This window comes from Actinomadura rugatobispora (assembly GCF_055379765.1).
Window position 1 is genome coordinate 2997105 of sequence record NZ_AP029191.1, and the last position, 19623, is coordinate 3016727.

Below are 19623 nucleotides of genomic sequence, written 5' to 3' on the forward strand. Positions count from 1 at the left end.
GTGCGTTCCCATCGATCGCTCGCCGATCGTCCCCCTGACGATTTTCCGGCGGACCCATGCTCACATCCCCCCACATAAGCGTCACCCGGATCCCCCGAATGTCACCCGCAAGCCCTCCCCACCCTTACCCCCCAGAAAGGCTCCCTTGCCGTCATGGCACCGCCGGCGCGCTCCGGAACCCGCGGGTTCCGGAGCGCGCCGGCGGCGGAGGGCGGGGTCAGGCTTGTTGGACGCCGGGGTGGCGGTCTTCCACTACGAAGGTGGCTCGGGTGGAGACGGGGGCGCCCGGGCGGGTCACGTACGGGAGCACCCGGAAGTCGCCCTGCCAACGCTCGCGGTCCACGTTGACACGCAGATAGCCGCGCTGGGCGTTGAAGAACTTCATGTGCGGGTTGGCCGACAGGAACGTCCGGCCGAGGTCGTCGATGTCGGCGCCGTCCCCGCCGCTGGTGACGGACGTGCCGACGAACTCCGACGCGACGGTGGGGGAGCCCGGGTCGTCGAAGTCCTTCTTGAGGTCGGCCGCGTAGTTCTGGTGGCGGTCGCCGCTGATGACGACCAGGTTGCGGACGCCGCGGTCGTGGGCGGCGGCCAGCACCTTGTTGCGCTCGCCGGCGTACCCGTCCCACGGGTCGACCCACACGTCCTTGCCGGGCCCCGGGTCCCAGTCGGTCTCGGTCATCGGGACCTGGTTGCCAAGGATCTGCCAGCGGGCCCTGGACCGGCCGAAGCCGTCCAGCAGCCAGCGCCGCTGCTCGTCGCCCAGGATGGTGCGGGACGCGTCGAACCGCTCGTCGCAGTCGCGGGTGCGGCCCGTGCCGTTGCCGTACGAGCACGCCTGGATGTCGCGGTGCCCGCGCGTGTCGATCATCGTGAACTCGGCGAGGCGGCCGTAGCCGATCCGGCGGTGCAGCCGGATGTCCGGGCCGGAGGGCAGCTGGGCGCGGCGCAGCGGCAGGTTCTCGTAGAACGCCTGGAACCCGGCGGCCTTGCGGCGGGCGAACTCCGCCGGGTCGGGGTTGGGGTCGCGGCCCATGATGACGGTGTCGTCCGCCCAGTCGTTCACCACCTCGTGGTCGTCCAGGGTGTGGATCCACGGGAACTGGGCGTGCGCCTTCTGCAGCGGCGCCTCGGCCTTGTAGAGGGAGTACTGGAGGCGGTACCGGGCCAGGTCGAAGGTCTCGGTGCCGAACTGCGGCGGCACGGTCACCCCCCGCCGGTTGTTGCCGGTGATCTCGTACTCGTAGAGGTAGTCGCCGAGGTGGACGATGAGGTCGAGGTCCTCGGCGGCCATGTGGTCGTAGGCGGTGTAGTAGCCGTCCTGCCAGGCCTGGCAGGACGCGACCGCGAACGTCAGGTCGCGCGGCAGGGAACTCGCGGCGGGCATGGTGCGGGTGCGGCCGGCCGGCGAGACCTCCCCGGCCGCGCGGAACCGGTAGAAGTACTCCCGGTCCGGCGCCAGCCCGGCGATCTCGGGGTGCACGGAGTGGCCCAGCTCGGGCGTGGCGACGGCCGAGCCGCGCCGGACGACCTGCCGGAACCGCTCGTCGCGGGCCACCTCGTACTCGACGCGGATCCGGCGGTCGGGCATCCCGGCCTTGCCGTCGGCCGCGAACGGCTCGGGCGCCAGCCGCGTCCACAGCACGAACCCGTCGGGGGACGGGTCGCCGGACGCGACGCCCAGCGTGAACAGCCCGGACTTGCGGAGCGTGTACGCGTGCGCGGCGGTGCCGCCGAGCGCTCCGGTGCCGAGCAGGACGGCGGCCGTGCCGGCCCCGCCCCATCCGAGGAACCGGCGCCGCGACACCGGGTCGACATGCGAGGACATCAGACCTCCTGCTGAGTGGGGGGATCTCAGGGTTGAGCGGGTCTTGTCAGGCGTCCTTGAGGCCGGGGTCGCCGTTCTCGGTGACGAAGCTCCTGCGGGTGCTCACCGGGGCTCCGGGACGGGTCACGTACGGCAGGACGCGGAAGTCGGCGCGGCAGGCGTCCCGGGTGAGCGTGCACCGCAGGTAGCCGCGCTGGTAGCTGGTGAACGCGATGTGCTCGTTGGCGTCGAGCAGGTTCCGGCCGCCCTGGTCGAGGTCCTCGCCGTCCATCTTGGTGGAGATGGAGGTGCCGACGAACTCGACGCCGACCGTGCGCGAGCCCGGGTCGTCGAAGTCGAGCTTGAGGTCGGCGGCCATGTGCCGGTGCATGTCGCCGGTGAGGACGACGGGGTTGCTCACCTTCCGCTTCACGAGTTCGTCGAAGAGGCGGTCGCGGGCGGGCTTGTAGCCGTCCCAGAAGTCCATGACGAAGGCGCGGCCGTCGCCGGGGACGGTGTCGACCTGGGTGACGGGGATCTGCTGCGGGATGATGTTCCACCGCGCCCGGCTGCGGCCGAGTCCCTCGTACAGCCAGGTCTCCTGCTCGTCGCCGAGGACGGTGCGGCCGGGCAGCAGCCGGTCGGCGCAGTCGCTCGTCCGGTCGCCGCACGCCTGGTCGGCACGGAACTGGCGGGTGTCGAGCACGTGGAACTGCGCGAGCCGCCCGTAGCCGAGGCGGCGGTACAGGCGCGCGTCGGTTCCCGTGGGCTTGCTGGAGAGGCGCAGCGGGAGGTACTCGTAGAACGCCTGCGCCGCGGCGGTCTTGCGCTGCCGGAACCCGGCCGGGTCCTCGTTGGCCTTGGGGATGTCGCCGACCCAGTTGTCGTCGATCTCGTGGTCGTCCCAGACCACGACGAACGGGTGGGCGGCGTGCGCGGCGAGGAGGTCGGCGTCGAAGCGGTGCAGCGCGTGCCGCAGCCGGTACTGGACGAGGTCGTACGGCTCGGGCCGCAGTTCCGGGGCGACCGGGGTGTTGCGGACGCCGCCGTTGGCGTCGATCGGGTTCTCGTAGATGTAGTCGCCCAGGTGGAAGACGACCGCGAGGTCCTCCTCCGACAGGTGCCGGTAGGCGGTGTAGAAGCCCTCGAACCACGCCTGGCACGACACGGCCGCGAAGCTCAGGCTCCGCAGGTCCGCCCAGGGCGGGGGCGCGGTGCGGGTGCGTCCCACGGGACTCAGCTCGCCGTGCACGCGGAACCGGTAGAAGTACTCGCGCGCCGGTTCCAGGCCGCGCACCTCCACGTGCACGGAGTGGCCCAGCTCCGGGACGGCGAACGTGCGGCCCCGGCGCACCACTCGGCGGAACCGGTCGTCGGCCGCCACCTCCCAGCCGACCTCCACCTTGCGCGGCGGCATGCCGCCCGAGCCGTCCACGGAAAGGGGCTCGGGGGAGAGCTTCGTCCACAGCACGAAGCCGTCCGGCCAGGGATCGCCCGAGGCCACACCGAGCGCGAACGGATCGGACGCGAAGCGCGGCTCTGCCCACGCCTTGCTCGGGGAGAACCCGGCCGCGGCGGCGCCGAGCCCGAGCGCGCCCCCCGCTAGGAGCAGCTCGCGTCTGCCGAGCGCGCGGGCATGGGGCCGTGCGGTACCTGTCATTCGCTCTCCTGGGGGGGGCGGGGGGACCGGGGCTTGGTCAGGGGGTGTCGGGGACGCGCAGGACGACGGGCCCGAACAGGCCGGAGACGCGCTGGCCCTCGAACACGAAGTGGGTCGGGCTGGTCTCGTCGAGGTGCGGCGCGAGGGTTCCGTACACGACGATCTCGATCTCGTTCGTGCCGTCTGGGCGCAGCGCCGCCGCGTCCAGGGGGAAGCGGTACGGGGCGCAGACGCGGACGCCGCAGGCCGTGCCGTTGACGGCGACCTCGGCGGTCCCGCGCACCTGGCCCAGGTCGAGCACGACATCGCGCGCGTCGGCGGGCATGTCGACGCGGCAGCGGTAGCGGACGCCGCCGCTGTATCCGGCGAGGCCCTGCTCCTCCCAGTCGCCGAGCCCGAGCGTGCCGGGACCGGGGGTGAAGCGGACGGGCCCGGCCAGCGCAGCCCCGCCCGTGCGGCCGGGGACGGTCAGGACGTGCAGCTCGGCGGTTCGCGCGGCTCCCCCGGGCAGCGCGCAGTCCGGCCACGGCGCTTCGATCGGGTCGCCGTCGAGGAAGGCGCCGACCACCTCGCCGTGGACGTCCACCGTCATGCGGGTCGCGCCCGGCGGCACCGCGAACTTGAAGCGTTCCAGGCGACCGCCCTTTCCGGGCACGGCGAGCGTCGTGGGCAGGACCGTCCCGTCCGCGGGGCCTTCGAGCCAGGCGGCGCCGGGCAGCGGATGCGGGCGGCGGCGCAGGTGCAGGGCCGCCGGGTCGCCGTGCTGCGTGCGGCCCGGCACGACCGGCACGGACGCCCCGTCCCGGTCCGCGCGCCACTCCGCCCCCGGACCGGACACGACCGGGCCGTCCACCAGCACGGCGGGCGCCGCGCCGGTCGCGGCGAGGACCAGCGCCAGTTCCGCGCCACCGTGCCCGGTCACGTCGTAGCGGCCGACGCGCGGCGCCTCCTGCTCGGCGTACGGGTCGAAGCCGCCCTGGCGGCCCAGCTCCTCGCCGTCCACCAGGATCCGGCAGGGCGCGGGCGAGGCCACCTGGAGCGTTCCGTGCGCGTCGGCGGGGAGCCGGGTCGTGAACGTGACCCGGGAGCCGCCGCGCGACGCCTCCGGGATCGTGATCCACTCCGGTCGCCGGTAGCGCTCCGGGTCGGCCACGACGGCGAGGTGCGCGCGCAACCGCACGTCCTCGGCGGATTCGAGCCTCAACTCCAGGTCGTACTCCCCCGGCGCGAGCGGCGCCCTCGCCACGGCCAGGTGACCGTGGTCGTCCAGGGGCGTCGGCGCCCCGTCCACCAGCAGCGTCTTGACGGCGGCGGCGCCGGCCGCCGGGAACCCTCCCGGCGCGGGCACCGTGAGGCGGGTGCGGAACACCGCCCGCCGTCCCGCACCAACCTGGCCGAAGTCGAGGAACTCCTCCGGCACGTGCCCCTTCGGACCGAGAAACGCCCGGTGAACAGCGTCCTTGCGGATTCCCCTGGTCTCCGAGTAGATCGCCTCGTGCCAGTGCGTCCCGTCGGAGGACCAGACGCCGTGCGGGCCGAAGGTGGCGTGCGCCCGCGTCCACTCGGGGTCGTCGTCGGCGCGGTGGAGCAGCTCCCAGCGTTCGAGCGCGACCGGTTCGCCGGAGGGCCGGGCGAAGTCGCCCCAGGTGTTGTCGAGGGTCGGGACGAGCTCCATCTCCCAGGTCGGACCCAGGTCGACCTCGCGGTACGCGGGCGGCGACGGCTCGGGCTCCTCGTCCGCGTGCGCGCCGGGGAAGACCAGCAGGGCCGCGGGACCGTCGTCGAACGGGACGACCAGCTCCACGCCGCCGTCCACCGCCGTGGCCGGGAGCCTGCGCGGCACGCCGTCGAAGACGCCGACCGCGTACGCGGCCCCCGCCACGCCCCGCACGCGCACGGGCATGTCGCGCAGGTAGCGGTCGGGGTCGAAGTCGTAGGTCACGTCGATCCAGCCGAGGTCGGCGCCGCGCTCGTCCGGGCGCCCCACCGACACGCGGCTCGCCATGGAGGGCGAGGCGGTCAGGAACACCAGCGTCGCGCCGTCCACCTCCCGGACGAGCGCGGGCACGGGCGCGTCCACCCGGCGGTCGCCGTCCAGCAGGCCGTCCAGGTCGGCTGCGTCCGGGACGGTCTCCAGCAGCGCGGCCAGCCGGGCCACGGCCGTCCCGGCCTCGGGGTCGCCGACGCCCGCGCGGGGCGGCGGGCCGACCGCGATGACCCGGCCCCCGGCCTCGGCCAGTTCCGCGAGGCGCCGCGCCGTCTCCCCTTCCAGGACGGTGCAGGCAGGGAGCAGGATGGTGCGGTACGCCTCGTCCGCGACCGTCAGCCGCCCGTCCACGACCCGGGCGCGCGTCACCGAGTCGTCGTCGATCACGTCGGCGTCGACACGGAGCCGGTCCAGCGCACCCGGCACCATCCGGAACCACGCCATGTCCCCGACCAGCGACCGATAGACCTCCTGCGCCCGCTCCGCGTCCGGATCGACCCCGTCGAGCCTGCTCCCGGCCTGCGCGGTCGCCGTCGGGAAGAGCACGGCCACATCGCACGCGTGCCGTCCCAGCGAAAGCGCCGCGCACAGGCGCGTGACGGCGTCGGCGAACACGCGGTGGTGCGCCCAGTACGGCTGCCGCCAGTCCGTAGAGGGCGGCGCCCACTCCCACCAGCCGGCCTTGGTCGTGTAGTACACCGCGTGCGGGTTGTAGAGGGTCGCGCCGGCGCGAACCCAGGGCAGCAGCCAGTCGAAGGTCTCCTCCAGCGTGCCGCCCCACCCGCTGGAGTGGAACGCCTCGATCCACACGCGGTCGCGGCCGTACAGGTGCGCCAGCGAGGAGTGGACGCGGGCGTCGCCGTGGTGGTCGGAGCCCGGCGCCCCGAACCAGCGGTGCGTGCGGGCGTAGTCGGCGTACAGGCGCACCCCGTCCACCGGCAGCCCGGCCCGCGCCGGATCCTGCTGGTCGCAGCCGTGCACCAGGCCGTGCTCGCCGTGCCATTCGGCCAGCGGACGGAAGAACGCCTCCTCCGCCAGCTCCGCCCGCGTGAGGTGGTAGTCGCGGCGGAAGGCGCCCCCGCCCTCCCCTCGTCCCCAAAGGGCGTCCAGGTGCGGGACGGGGTCGTAGCCGCGCCGCCGCTCGAACTCCTCGGCGAAACGGGCCGACCACGTGGGCAGCGACGGCAGCTCGTCCTGGAACGACCCCACGATGACCGAGCCGAGACGGTGCCCGAGCCTGCGCTCGAACTCGCCGTGCACCCGGTCCAGCAGCGCCTCGCACGCCTCCGCCGACAGGTAGTCGAACCCCCGGTGCGCCGACCGTCCATCGGGCTCCAGCCACAGGCCCGCGAACTCCGGCCGCTCCCGCACCAGCCGCGCCTGGAGGTCGGCGCCGGAGAAGCCGAGCTGGTCGTAGAACCACAGCGACGTCCCGAGCGCGGCGGCGTCATCGCACACCCCGTCCAGCAGCTCCCACCAGGCGTCGCCGAAGAACGCCGGGTCGTCGGCGTCGGCGCCGAACATCGGCCCCGACGGCGCCAGGTTCAGGATCACCAGGTTGTGGACGCCGCCGTCGGCGAACCGCTCCAGCTGGTCGCGCAGCCTCCGGCGGTCCAGCCGCTCGCCGCTCCACCACCAGATCGGCGCCGGGGAGAACGCGCGCGGCGGCGCCTCCAGCACGGCCCTCAGCCGCGGCGGTATCATCGCCTCATCCCTTGAGTCCGCTGGCGAAGCCCTTGATGACGTACCGCTGCAGCACCAGGAACACCACGATGATCGGCAGCGCGGCCAGCACCAGCCCGGCGAACACCAGGCCGTAGTCCGAGACGTACTGGCCCACGAACGCGAAGATCCGCACCGGGACGGTCTCCCGCGCCGATCCGCCCAGGTAGAGCAGCGGCGTGAAGAAGTCGTTCCAGATGAACACGGCGTTCAGGATCAGCACCGTGCCGGTGATCGGGCGCAGCAGCGGGAACACCACCCGGGTGAACGCCTGCAGGTGCCCGGCGCCGTCGATGAGCGCGGCGTTGGCGTAGTCGCCCGGCAGCGCCCGGATGAACCCGGTGTAGAGGAAGATCGTGAACGGCAGTTGGATGCCGGTGTAGAAGACGATCATCCCCTGGTAGGTGCCGAGCAGCCCCGCCGAGTCGACCAGCTTGAACAGCGGGATCATGCCGAGCTGGAACGGCAGCACGATGCCCAGCAGGAACAGCACGTACAGCCCGAACCCGAGCCGCGTCGCCCGCCGGGCCAGGAAGTAGGCGGCGAACGACCCGATCGCGATCAGCGCGACCAGGCTGGCGACCGTGATGACCGTGCTGTTGAGCAGCGCCGACCCGAGCGAGGCCCGCTGCCACGCGTCGGCGAAGTTGCCCGGATGCGGCGAGGTGGGCGGGGCCAGCGGGGCCTCCGCGATCTGCTGCTTGTCCTTGAGGGACAGCGTGATCAGCGCGTACACGGGGAACAGGAACGCCACCGCCGCGCCGATCATCACGATCTCCAGCAGGAACGTCCGGAACCCGTACCGGAAACTCACGAGGTGACCTCCCTGCCGCGCAGGTAGAAGATCTGCACCATCGACACCGCCGCCACGAACAGCGCCAGGACCAGTGCGATCGCCGTGCTGTAGCCGTAGTTGCCGAACACGAACGCCTGCTTGTAGAGCACCGTGGACAGCGTCTCGCTGGCGTGCCCGGGACCGCCGTTGGTGGCCGCGTACACCTGGTCGAACAGCTTGAGCCCGCCGATCGTCGACAGCATCACGTTGATCGTCACGGCGGGCGCCAGCAGCGGCCAGGTCACGGTCCGGAACCGCTGCCACCGCCCGGCGCCGTCGATCATCGCGGCCTCGTGCAGTTCCTCCGGGACGCCCTCCAGCCCGGCCAGGAAGATGACCATCGAGTATCCGGCGAACTGCCAGACGACCATCCCGGCCACCGACCACAGGGCCAGTGAGGGGTTCCCGAGCCAGTCCTGCCGCAGCCCGCCGAGCCCGACCGCGCCGAGGATCCCGTTGAGGCCGGCGTCCGGCGCGGGGTTGTAGACGTACTTCCACAGGAACGCCACCATCACCGGGCTGACCACGGCGGGCGCGAAGAAGACCACCCGCAGCACGGCCCGCGATTTGATGCGGGTGTGCACGCCGAGCGCGAGCAGCAGCCCGATCCCGTTCTGCACGAGCACGATCGCGACGGTGAGCAGCAGCGTGTTGACCAGCGACCCGCGGGCGGCGTCGTCCTGGAGCAGCTTCTGGAAGTTGGCCAGGCCGTTGAACGAACGGTCGCCGATGCCGTTCCAGTCGGTGAACGCCACGGCCACGCCGCTCACGCTCGGGTACAGCACCACCAGCGCGTACACGGCGAGGGCGGGCGCGGCGAACCACCACGGCGGCGACAGGAACCCGCCGCGCCGCCGCCGTCCCGGAGAACGGCGGCGCGCCCGGCTGCCCCGCGCACTGAGCACCTCGGCCACCTGCTACTTCTTCCTGTACGTCTCGTCGAGCTTGGCGAGGGCCTGGGGGACGGTGGTCTTACCGCCGAGGAGTTCCTGGACGACCGCGAAGTGGGCGGGCTGGACCTCGGCGTTCGGCCAGGCCTGGTCCATGAACGGGACGGCCTTGTTCCCGTCGATGAAGGGCAGGAAGTCCTTCAGCACGGGGTCGATCTTGGAGCCGGCGTCGCGGACGAGGGGGACGCAGGCGACCGCCTCGGCCCAGGCGTTGATGTTCTTCTGCTGGCCGAGGTAGTCGACGAACGCCTTGGCCGCGTCCCGGTTCTTGCTCCGGGCGCTGACGCCGAGGCCGACGACCACGCCCGCCGGGATCCAGACGCCGTTGGCGTCGTCGGCGCCCGGGACGGGGAACATCGCCAGGTCGTCGGGGGTGGCGGCGGCCTTGCGGAAGTCGGGCAGCACCGCCGACACCTGGATCGCCATCCCGGCCTTGCCGGTGGCGACCATCGAGGTCTGCTGCTCGAAGGTGGTGCCGTTGGGGTTGTCGTTGAAGAAGCCGCGCTTCTGGAGGTCGAGGTACATGGTGAAGGCGTCCGTCCAGCCCGAGTTCGCGAACGTCGCCGAGCCCGCCTGCATCTGGGCGTCGAACTGGGGGTTCTTGGCGTAGACCGTGGACGGCACCAGCGCGTAGGTGATCAGCTGGGTGACCCAGGGGGTCTGGGCGCCCAGCGCGATCGGCACCTTCCCCTTCTTCTTGATCTTGTCGCAGGCGTCCAGGAACCCGGTCCAGGTCGTGGGCGGCGCCTCGATCCCGGCCTCCTGGAACACCTTCTTGTTGTAGATGGCGCCGATGACGCTGGACCCGGCGGAGTAGATGAAGGTCTTGCCGCCCTGCTGGAAGGCGGGCTTGAAGTTGGCCGGGATGTTCTTCGTCCACGCCTGGTCGGACAGGTCGGCGAGCAGCCCGGCCTGCGCGATCTGCGCCATGCTCATCGCGCTGCCGTTGCCCGGGAAGACCACGTGCACGTCGGGGGCCGCGCCCGCGCCGAGCTGGGTGCGGACCGAGGTCTGCACCTGGTCGGTGGGCGCGTACGAGGCGTTGAACTTGGCCTGCGTGTAGCCCTTGACGAGCAGGTCGAGCGGCTTCTGCTGGTCGGCGACGCCCACCAGGCGCAGCGTCCCGCCCGAACCGGACGAGCCGCCGCAGGCCGCCAGGGCGCCGGGCAGCGCGGTCACGGCGGCGGCGCCTCCGGCGAGCCGGAGAAAGCCGCGGCGGCCGAGGGGCGTCCCGCGCGATGACGATGTCATGTGTCCTCCTCAGGGTCGCGGCCCGTCCGGGCCGCGCCGTCCGTCCCGGTCGTGGGACGGGTCAGTGCTCCTGCCGCGGCGCCGCCGCGGTGAAGTGGAACTCTCCCGATGTGATCCGGCAGTGGAGCGTTCCGGGCTCCATGCCGGTGACGCGCACGCCCTCCGCCTCGTCCGCCGGGACGCCGCCCTCGCGCACACCGCCCGGGTCGGCGGTGGGGATGTGCACGGTGGCGGCGGCGCCCGGCGGGACGGTCACCGCCAGCTGGAGCAGGCCGTCGCGCACGCTCCATCCGGCGGCGGCCCGGCCGCGCACCGACTCGTAGGCCGCGCGGGCCGCGGTGAGGGAGCCGGGGCGGGGCCGGACGAGCAGGTCGCGGTAGCCGACCGAGTCCGGGGCCTGGTCGAGCCCGGCGACGCCCCGGTACAGCCATTCGCCGACCGAGCCGAGCGCGTAGTGGTTGAACGAGTTCATCGCCGCGGCCTGGAAGCCCCGCTCGGGGGTGTAGCCGTCCCAGCGTTCCCAGACGGTCGTGGCGCCGTGCCGCAGCGGGTACAGCCAGGACGGCGGATCGGTGCGGCGCAGCAGGGCGTGGGCGAGGTCGGCGCGGCCGTGCGCGTCCAGGACCGGGGCGATCAGCCCGACGCCGAGGAAGCCGGTGGTGACGCCGGGCCTGGCCTCCTCGACGAGGGCGGCGAGGCGTTCGGCGGCGCGCGGCACGAGTTCGGCGGGGAGCAGGTCGAAGGCGAGGGCCAGGAGGTAGGCGGTCTGGGTGTCGCCCTCGATCCGGCCGTCGCGCGTCGCGAACCGTTCGGTGAAGGTCTTGCGGATGTGGCGGGCGAGCGCGCCGTAGTGCTCGGCCTGCTCGGCGCGGCCGACGACGGCGGCGGCGCGTGCGGTGAGGTCGGCGCTGCGGGCGAAGTAGGCGGTGGCGACGACCGGGCGGGGCGTGGGCGCGGGGGCGAGCCAGTCGGCGAAGTGCGGGCCGACGCGGCGCGTCCAGACCAGGTCGGGGTTGTGCCGGTGGACGAAGTCGACCCAGGCGGTCATGGCGTCGATGTTGCGTTCGAGGACGCGCTCGTCCCCGTACACGAGGTAGAGGTGCCAGGGGACGAGGACCCCCGCGTCGCCCCAACCGGGGGCGCCCTCGTCGGAGACGCCGGGCAGCCGCGGCGCGACGTTGGTGAAGCCGCCCTCGGACGATTGGGCGCCGCGGACCTCGCGCAGCCAGCCGTCGAAGAACGCGGCCACGTCCGCGTTGAGGCAGGCGGTGGGGAGGAACACCTGGGCGTCGGCGAGCCAGCCGAGGCGCTCGTCACGCTGCGGGCAGTCGGTCGGGACGCTGACGAAGTTGGACCGCTGCCCCCAGGCGATCGCGTGGTGGAGCCGCTCGACGTCGGGGTCGGAGCAGGCGAACTCGCCCGCCCAGGGGGTGTCGCTGTGCAGGACGACGGCGGTGATGTCGGCCTCGGCGAGGTCGTCCAGACCGGTGACCTCGGCGTAGCGGAAGCCGTGGCAGGTGAGGCGGGGCTCGAAGACGGCCTCCGCGCCGTCCCCGGCGATCAGGACGTCGGTGGCGTCGGCGGTGCGCAGGTTGGCGGTGTAGAGGCGGCCGCCGCCGTCCAGGGCCTCGCCGTGGCGGATGGTGACGCGGGCGCCGGGGGTCAGGCCGCGCGCGGTGAGCCGGACCCGTCCCGCGAAGTTCTGCCCGAAGTCGACCAGGTGGGCGCGCTCGCCGACGCGGATCACGCGGCGCGCCGGCAGTTCGCGGACGGCGCGCACGGGCGGCGCGACCGAGGCGGTGAGGAGGCCGTGGTCGCGTCCGGTGACCTCGGCGGCCCGCCAGTCGCCGCCGCCGGTGAAGCCGGGGAGGTCCCAGCCGGGCGTCTCGCGGCGCAGGTCGTGGCACTCCCCCTTGAGCAGGTCGGCGTAGCGGACGGGGCCGCGGGCCGTGCTCCACCGCTCGTCGGTGACGACGGCCGCGGTGGAGCCGTCGGCGTACTCGACGTGCAGTTCGGCGAGGAACTGCGGGAAGGCGCCGTAGTGGGCGCCGGGCCGGCGCGGGTCGAAGCCCGCGAAGCCGCTCCACCAGCCGTCGGCGACCGTGGCGGCCAGGACGTTCTCGCCGGTGCGGAGCAGCGCGGTCACGTCGTGGACCTGGTAGTCGACACGGTCGCGGTAGTCGGTCCAGCCGGGGGCGAGCTCGTGGTCGCCGACGCGGGCTCCGTTCAGCCGCGCCTCGTAGATCCCGCGGGCGGTCACGTAGAGGCGGGCGCGGACGGGCGGGCCCGGGGCGGTGAACGCGCGGCGCAGCCGGACGGCGGGTTCGAGGCCGTGGTCGGCGAGGGCCAGCTCGCCCTCCTCGGGGGCGTCCACGACGTCGAGGTCGGAGCGGTCGTGGGTGATCCAGGCGGCGGTCCACTCGGAGGCCCCGGCGGCGTCGGCGAGCATGCCGGTCTCGAACCAGGATCCGGCCTCGCGGGCGGTGCCGTCCCGGCCGGTGAGGGCGACCGTCCAGGTGTAGCGGGTGCGGGGGCGCAGGGCGGGTCCGGCGTAGCGGACGGAGACGGCCCCGGGGTCGGCCACCTCTCCGGTGTCCCAAAGGGCGGCTCCTGCAGCGGACCGGACGCGGACCCGGTACGCGGCGGGCGCGTCGCCCCGGTGCGGGGACGCGGATCGCCAGGACAGCAGCGGCGCGGTCTCGTCCACTCCCAGGGGCTCGGGGCGGTGTTCGCAGCGAAGTCCGTACGGCTCCAGACCCGGTTCCACGCCGTCTCCGATCTCCAGGACCACGCGGGCATATGTGAAGATAACGTGATCAAGTGCGAAAAAGAGCGTAGAAGTGCCCGGTTACGGTGTCAAGGGAGGGCCATGATCAGCTGACTGCCGGTCTTGTCCCAGCGCAGAGCAGGTGTGATATCCCCACAAAGGGCGACGTTACGTCGCCGCGACCTCGTACCGGACCTTGTGCTCGTCCAGATCGCGCAGCGCCTCGGCGCCGGCGCCGTCGTCCACGATCAGCCGGTCGAACGCCGCCAGCGGCGCCACCCGGTGCAGCGCCACCCGGCCCAGCTTGGTGCGGTCGACCAGCAGCACGCCGCGGGCGGCCGAGCGCAGCATGGCCCGCTTGACCGACACGATGTGCTGCTCCTGGTGGTAGGCGAACCCGCCCGAGACGGCCGAGGTCGACACGAAGCACAGGTCCACGCTGAGCGCCTCGATCGCGTCCGCGCAGGAGGCGCCGAGGAAGGAGTTGTGCAGCGGGTCGTGGTCGCCGCCCAGCGCCACCAGCCGCAGCTCCGGCTCGGCCGCCAGCAGGTTGATGATCTCCAGGAAGTTGGTGACCACGGTGAGCGGGGCGATCCCGGGCAGCAGCCGGGCCAGCTCCAGCGCGCTGGTGGAGTCGTCCAGCATGACCGCCATGCCCGGCTCGACCAGCTCCAGCGCCCGCGCCGCGATGGCCTCCTTGGCGCCCCGCATCGACGTCATCCGGTAGGCGACGTTGCTCTCGAACACCCGGGACGGCTGCGCGGTGACGCCGCCGCGGTACTTGCGCACGATGCCGCGCCGCTCCAGCTCGTCCAGGTCGCGGTGGACGGTCATCAGGCTGACCCCGAACTTCTCGGCCAGCTCGGCGGCCGTCACCGACCCGGCGGCCAGGACATGCGCGGTGATCTGCTCGCGGCGCCGTTCGGGCGCGCCGCGCCCGCTGCCGTCCGTGCCCATGCTCCGGTCCTTCCGTGGCCGCGCCCCGAGACACCCATGAGCGAGATAACGCCATGGAGGTATAAATTCACACCCGCGACTGGGAAATCTCGTGCAGCATAGCGTGCGCGCCCCAGGACGCGGCCGCCCGCCTCGGCGATCCTTAGTGATCAGTTGGCCGTCCGGCCACCCACGCCACGACCGGGCGCCGCGCGGCCCGGTTCGACTTGGGCCGCCAGGTGACGGGAGGTGCCCGCGCCGGGCCTCGAGGAGGGCCAGTGTCCCCACGCCCACAACCGCATACCCGCCCGCGCCGGGGCTCGCGCTTCGGCCGCCCGGTCGCCGCGCTCGGACTGGCGGCGGCGCTGGTCGCCAGCACCGCCGTTCCCGCGCACGCCGCGCCCCCCGCACCGCCCCCGCCGCCCGCCGTACCTCCCGACCCCGCCTCCCCCGCCGCCCGCGAGGCCGACCGGCTCCTGCTGGGAACGCAGCGCACCGCCGCGACCGCCGGGACCGCGCTGGAGACCGAGCGCACGAGCCGCCCGGTCGCACCCGGCACCGCGCTGACCTCGTTCGACCGGCTGGACGCCAAGGGCTGGCTGCGCGCCGACCAGCTCAACGTGGATCTGGGGGCGCCCGTCCAGGTCAGCCCGGGGGGCGTGGGGGGTCGTCCCCCCACAATGACACGCGCGGGCTACCTGTCGCCCGGCGCGGTCTCCTCGGTCGAGCCGCTGTCCGGGCAGGCCGGACGGGCCGGGGCCATCGCGGGCGTGAACGGCGACTTCTTCGACATCAACAACACCGGCGCGGCCAACGGCCCCGCCGTGGACGGCGGGAAGCTGGTCAAGTCCGCCCGGCCCGGCTGGCCCGTGGGAACGGCCGGGGTGGGCGCCGACGGCCTCGGCCAGATCGCGGACATCCTGCTGGACGGCGAGCTCACCCTGCCGGGCGGCCGGAAGGCCCCGCTCGACCAGCTCAACGCCCACACCGTCCAGAAGGACGGCATCGGCGCGTTCACCTCCCTGTGGGGCACCGCCACGCGCGGCCGCTCCCTCGCCGACGGCGCCCAGCGGGTCGCGGAGGCCCTCGTCGTGAACGGCAGGGTCGTCTCGGTCGGCGGCGCCCCCGGCTCGGGCGCGATCCCGGCGGACGGCTTCGTCCTGCTCGGCCGCGAGGCCGGCGGCGACCTGCTGCGCACGCTGCAGCCCGGCGACGCGGTGACGATGGCGTACAAGGCGCGCTCGTCGGCCAAGGACCCGGCCTTCGCCGTCGGCGGCAACCACGTCCTGGTCAGGGACGGGCAGGTGCAGCCGAGCACCGACCCCGCCGCCCATCCCCGCACCGCCGTCGGCTTCACCGCCGACGGCCGCCGCATGCTCCTGATGACGGTGGACGGCCGCCAGCTCGACAGCCGCGGCGTCACGCTCGCCGAGCTGGCCGGGCTGATGAAGGAGGCCGGCGCGCACAACGCGATCAACCTGGACGGCGGCGGGTCGTCCACGCTGCTGGCGCGCGAGCCCGGGCAGGCGCGCGGGCAGATCGAGAACCAGCCGTCGGACGGCGCCGAACGCCCCACCCCCAACGGCATCGGCCTGTTCGCCAAGGGCAGCGGCAGGCTCAAGGGGTTCTGGGTCGAGCCCGTCGCCGACCCGGCGCGGGCGCCCGGCGTCGGCCCGACCCGCGGCGGACGCCCCGACCGCGTGTTCCCCGGCCTGACCCGCACGCTGGTCGCGCGCGGCCACGACGAGGCGCACGGCCCCGCCGCGGGCGACCCGCGCTGGAGCGCCGCCGGGCCGCAGGGCACGGTGAACGGCGACGGCGTCTTCCGGGGCCGCAGGGCGGGGGCCGTCACGGTCTCGGCGGCCGACGGCAGGGCCCGCGGCCAGGTGACGCTGACCGTGCTCGGCGGGCTGGCCCGCGTCGGCGCGACCGCCGACCGGGTGACGATCCCCGGGCAGGACGGCACCGGCACGTTCGGCGTCGTCGGCTTCGACCGGGACGGCTTCACCGCGCCGATCGAGCCGTCCGACACCAAGCTCACCTACGACACCTCACTGCTGGAGATCAAGCCCGGCGACGGCGGCACGTTCACCGCCACGCCCCGCAAGGCGTCCGGCTCCACGCTCGTCACGATCGAGGTCAAGGGGCACAGGACCGCCCTGCCGATCAGCGTCGGCCTGGAGCAGCGGACCATCGCCGGCCTCGACGACGGCGCCCAGTGGCGGTTCGGGTCGGCGCGCGGCTCCGGGGAGGTCGAGCCGGTCGCCGAGGGCCGCACCGGCGCCGGGCTTCGGCTGTCGTACGACTTCACCCAGTCCACCGCGACCCGCACCGCCTACGCCTACCCGCCCCAGCCCATCAAGGTCGACGGGCAGCCGCAGGCGCTCGGCGCCTGGGTGTACGGGCACGACAAGGGCGAGTGGACGGCGTTCACCATCACCGACGCCAACGGCCAGACCTACTCCCTGTACGGCCCGTACATCCGCTGGACCGGCTGGCGGTACGTCGAGATGGCCGTGCCCGCCTCGGTCGCCTACCCGATCGAGGTGAACCGCTTCTACACCATCGAGACCGCCGCGAACCGGCAGTACACGGGCGAGGTCCTGATCGACGACCTGGTGGCCAAGGTGCCGCCGTCGGTGGACGCCCCGCCCGCGCCGCCGGCGCCCGCCGACCCGATCGTGATCCGCGACGGCACCGCCGCCGACGGCACGGCGTGGCGGTTCGCGGTGATCTCCGACGCGCAGTTCGTCGCCGCCGACCCCGGCAGCGTCTACGCGCAGCGGGCCCGCCGCACGCTCCGCGAGGTGCTCGCCGCCAGGCCCGACTTCCTGGTCGTCAACGGCGACTTCGTCGACACCGGCGGCGAGGCGGACTTCGCCCTGGCCAGGAGGATCCTGGACGAGGAGCTGGGCGGGCGCCTGCCCTACCACTACGTCCCGGGCAACCACGAGATCTACGGGCCCGGCACCATCGACAACTTCCGCCGGGCCTTCGGCGAGCCGTCGCGGACGTTCGACCACAAGGGGACCCGGTTCGTGCTGCTGGACTCCTCGACCGGCACCTACCGGACCAGCTCGTTCGACCAGCTCCGCACGCTGCGGACGGCGCTGGACGGCGCCCGCCGCGACCGGTCGGTCGGGTCGGTCGTGGTGTTCGGCCACCACCCGGCCCGCGACCCGCTCCCGGCGAAGAACAGCCAGCTCGCCGACCGCAAGGAGGCCGCGCTGCTGGAGCGGTGGCTGGCGGAGTTCCGCTCCGGGACCGGCAAGGGCGCCGCCGTGGTGAACGCCCACGTCGGGGTCTTCAACGCCTCCCGGGTGGACGGCGTGCCGACGTTCATCAACGGCAACTCCGGCAAGAGCCCGGCCGCGCCGCCGTCCGAGGGCGGCTTCACCGGCTGGACGATGTTCGGCGTGAACGCCACGCCAGGACAGGGCCGGGCACTTCCCGAGTGGCTGCGGGCCGAGGTCCGCCCGCACGTGGACGAGCTCACCCTCGCGGCACCGGGGCAGGTCGCCTCCGGCACCACCGCGGACGTCACCGCCACGCTGCGGCAGCACGGCCGGGACATGCCGCTGGCCTATCCGATGAGCGCCGACTGGAGCGGCTCGCCGAACCTCCACATCGGCTCCCCGCGGACCGCCCGCCGGCAGCACGCCGCCGCGTTCGACCCCGCGACGGGCAAGCTGACGGCGCTCCGTCCCGGCGCGGTGACGCTCACGGTCAAGGTCAACGGCGTCGCCAGGGAGGTGGGCATCACCGTCACCGGCTGACCCCTGTCCTGGTCAGCGGGAGGCGCGGTGGGCGCTGGGCGTCGTGCCGTACAGGCGCTTGAACGCGACGCTCAGCGCGAACGCGTTGGCGTACCCGACCCGGCGGGCGATCGAGCCCACGGTCGCGTCGGTCTCGCGGAGCAGGTCGGCGGCCAGGGCGAGGCGCCAGCCGGTGAGGTAGGTCATCGGGGCCTCCCCGACCCGGTCGGCGAAGCGGCGGGCGAGGGTGGCGCGGGAGACGCCGACCTTGGCCGCCAGGCCCGCGACCGTCCAGGGGTGGGACGGTTCGTCGTGCAGCAGCCGCAGGGCCTCGCCCGCCACCGGGTCGCGCATGGCCCCGTACCAGGCGGGGGCGTCCGCTCCGGCCCGGTCGAACCAAGCGCGCAGCACCGACACCAGCAGCACGTCCAGGAACCGGTCGAGGACGACCCGCTGCCCTGGACGATCCCGGACCACCTCGGCGGCGATCAGGTCGAGCAGCGGCCGGAGGGCGCCGGGGTCGTCCGGGACGACCAGCAGGCCGGGCAGCGCCCGCAGCAACCGCTCGCCCGTCTCCCGTCCGGCCCCGCCCTCGTACGCCCCGGCCAGCAGCAACGCCGGGGCCCCAGGGTCGCGGACTCCGCAAGTCCCTGGGACCTGACAGCTCCGCACGCCCCGGACGATCTCCTCGCCCGCCTCGGTCCCGTCGGCGCGGGAGCAGTAGTCGGCGTCGGTCACGGCGTAGCCGGGACGGGTACCGGGCCGGTCGGCGACGGTGAACGGCGCGGGCCCGCGCGCGACCGCGACGTCCCCGGGGCGCAGGAGCACCGGCTCCCCGGCCTCGGAGCCCGCCGGGACGATCCACGCCTCGCCGCGCAGCATCGTGACCAGGGTCAGCGGCGCCCCGTGCGCGAACCGCAGGCCCCACGGCGGGCTCATGACCGCCTGCCGGAACAGCGCCCCGCGGGCCCGCACGCCGTCGAGGAGGTCGGTGAGCACGTCCACCCCGCCAGGTTAGACGGGCGGACATCGGATTGAGCCGCACGGCCATGGAGCGTCTCACCCCTGACGGCTTCACTGGAGCTCATGATCGAGCAACCGATTCTGGTCCTGGGCGGCACGGGCAAGACGGGCCGCCGCGTGGCGTCGCTCCTGCGCGCCCAGGGAACGCCGGTGCGCGCGGCGTCGCGCACCGCCGAGCACCCCTTCGACTGGACCGACCGCGGCACCTGGGACAAGGCCCTGGAGGGCGCGCGGGCGGTCTTCATCGTGCCCTTCGACGGGGAGGCCCTCACCCGCCCGTTCGTCGAGCGGGCCGTGCGCCACGGCGTGGAACGCGTCGTCCTGCTGTCGGGACGCGGCCTGGACGACCCCTCCTACGTCGGCGAGGAGGCCGAGCTCGTCGAACCCCACATCGACGGCGAGCGCGCGGTCCGCGCCCTCACCGGCACCGCCTGGACGATCGTGCGGCCGGGCTGGTTCGCGCAGAACTTCAGCGAAGGGTTCCTCCGCGAGGCGGTGCTCGCGGGCGAGCTCAGGCTCCCGGCGGGGGACGGCGCCGCGTCGTTCGTCGACGCCGAGGACATCGCGGCCGTGGCGGTCGCCGCGCTCACCGGCGACGGCCACGCGGGGCGGATCTACGAGCTGTCCGGCCCGCGCGCCCTGACCATCGCCGAGGCCGTCGCGGAGATTTCGGCGGCGACCGGGCGGGCGGTCCGCTACGTCCCGCTCGCCCCGGAGGAGTTCGTCGCCGAGCTGGTCGGGGAGGGCTGGCCGGAGGCCGACGCGCGGGGGATGGCCACCGCGGTCGCCGCCATCAGGAACGGCCTGGACGCCCACCTCTCCGACGGCGTCCGGCGGGCCCTCGGCCGCGAGCCCCGCGACTTCACCGAGTTCGCCAAGGCGGCGGCCGCCGCGGGCGCCTGGAACGGCTGACCCGGGTGCGCCGGGGGA

11 protein-coding genes are annotated in these 19623 nt (G+C 73.9%); 2 read left to right on the forward strand and 9 right to left on the reverse strand.

Going from position 1 to position 19623, the window contains the following annotated elements; all coding sequences use genetic code 11:
- Positions 1 to 217 precede the first annotated feature (217 nt).
- From ACZ466_RS12395 to ACZ466_RS12430, 8 genes are all read right to left on the reverse strand, one after another.
- Positions 218 to 1828, reverse strand: coding sequence for an alkaline phosphatase D family protein (locus tag ACZ466_RS12395; protein ID WP_464043489.1), 1611 nt, complete (start codon positions 1826 to 1828; stop codon positions 218 to 220).
- 46 nt (positions 1829 to 1874) lie between these two features.
- Positions 1875 to 3467: an alkaline phosphatase D family protein gene (locus ACZ466_RS12400; RefSeq protein ID WP_378289734.1), complete on the reverse strand. Its 1593-nt coding sequence runs from the start codon at positions 3465 to 3467 to the stop codon at positions 1875 to 1877.
- Between the two features lie 37 nt (positions 3468 to 3504).
- Positions 3505 to 7158: a glycosyl hydrolase gene (locus tag ACZ466_RS12405; RefSeq protein WP_378289736.1), complete on the reverse strand. Its 3654-nt coding sequence runs from the start codon at positions 7156 to 7158 to the stop codon at positions 3505 to 3507.
- A gap of 4 nt (positions 7159 to 7162) precedes the next feature.
- The gene (locus ACZ466_RS12410) at positions 7163 to 7990 is read right to left on the reverse strand and encodes a carbohydrate ABC transporter permease (protein ID WP_378289738.1); all 828 of its coding nucleotides are present in this window, start codon (positions 7988 to 7990) and stop codon (positions 7163 to 7165) included.
- Positions 7987 to 8925 carry a carbohydrate ABC transporter permease gene (locus tag ACZ466_RS12415; protein ID WP_378289740.1) on the reverse strand — a complete coding sequence of 313 codons (939 nt, stop codon included), beginning with the start codon at positions 8923 to 8925 and terminating at the stop codon, positions 7987 to 7989. Before ACZ466_RS12415 ends, ACZ466_RS12410 begins: the two co-directional genes overlap by 4 nt.
- Before the next feature lie 3 nt (positions 8926 to 8928).
- Positions 8929 to 10212 carry an ABC transporter substrate-binding protein gene (locus ACZ466_RS12420; RefSeq protein WP_378289742.1) on the reverse strand — a complete coding sequence of 428 codons (1284 nt, stop codon included), beginning with the start codon at positions 10210 to 10212 and terminating at the stop codon, positions 8929 to 8931.
- Positions 10213 to 10273: 61 nt separating this feature from the next.
- The gene (locus ACZ466_RS12425; RefSeq protein ID WP_378289744.1) at positions 10274 to 12979 is read right to left on the reverse strand and encodes an alpha-L-rhamnosidase; all 2706 of its coding nucleotides are present in this window, start codon (positions 12977 to 12979) and stop codon (positions 10274 to 10276) included.
- A 168-nt stretch (positions 12980 to 13147) separates the two neighbouring features.
- Entirely contained in the window at positions 13148 to 13936 is a 789-nt protein-coding gene (locus ACZ466_RS12430; protein ID WP_378289746.1) for a DeoR/GlpR family DNA-binding transcription regulator, read from the reverse strand.
- 257 nt (positions 13937 to 14193) lie between these two features.
- Here ACZ466_RS12430 and ACZ466_RS12435 point away from each other — a divergent pair, with 257 nt between their 5' ends.
- Positions 14194 to 17691, forward strand: a complete 3498-nt coding sequence (locus tag ACZ466_RS12435) for a phosphodiester glycosidase family protein (protein WP_378289748.1) — start codon at positions 14194 to 14196, stop codon at positions 17689 to 17691.
- Positions 17692 to 17703: 12 nt separating this feature from the next.
- Here the strand turns inward: ACZ466_RS12435 and ACZ466_RS12440 are convergent, their stop codons facing one another.
- A complete protein-coding gene (locus ACZ466_RS12440; protein WP_378289750.1) occupies positions 17704 to 18675 on the reverse strand; it encodes an AraC family transcriptional regulator in 972 nt (323 codons plus the stop codon).
- Between the two features lie 81 nt (positions 18676 to 18756).
- On the opposite strand from ACZ466_RS12440, the gene ACZ466_RS12445 reads away from it, so the two are divergent.
- The gene (locus tag ACZ466_RS12445) at positions 18757 to 19605 is read left to right on the forward strand and encodes an NAD(P)H-binding protein (RefSeq protein ID WP_378289752.1); all 849 of its coding nucleotides are present in this window, start codon (positions 18757 to 18759) and stop codon (positions 19603 to 19605) included.
- Positions 19606 to 19623: the final 18 nt, after the last annotated feature.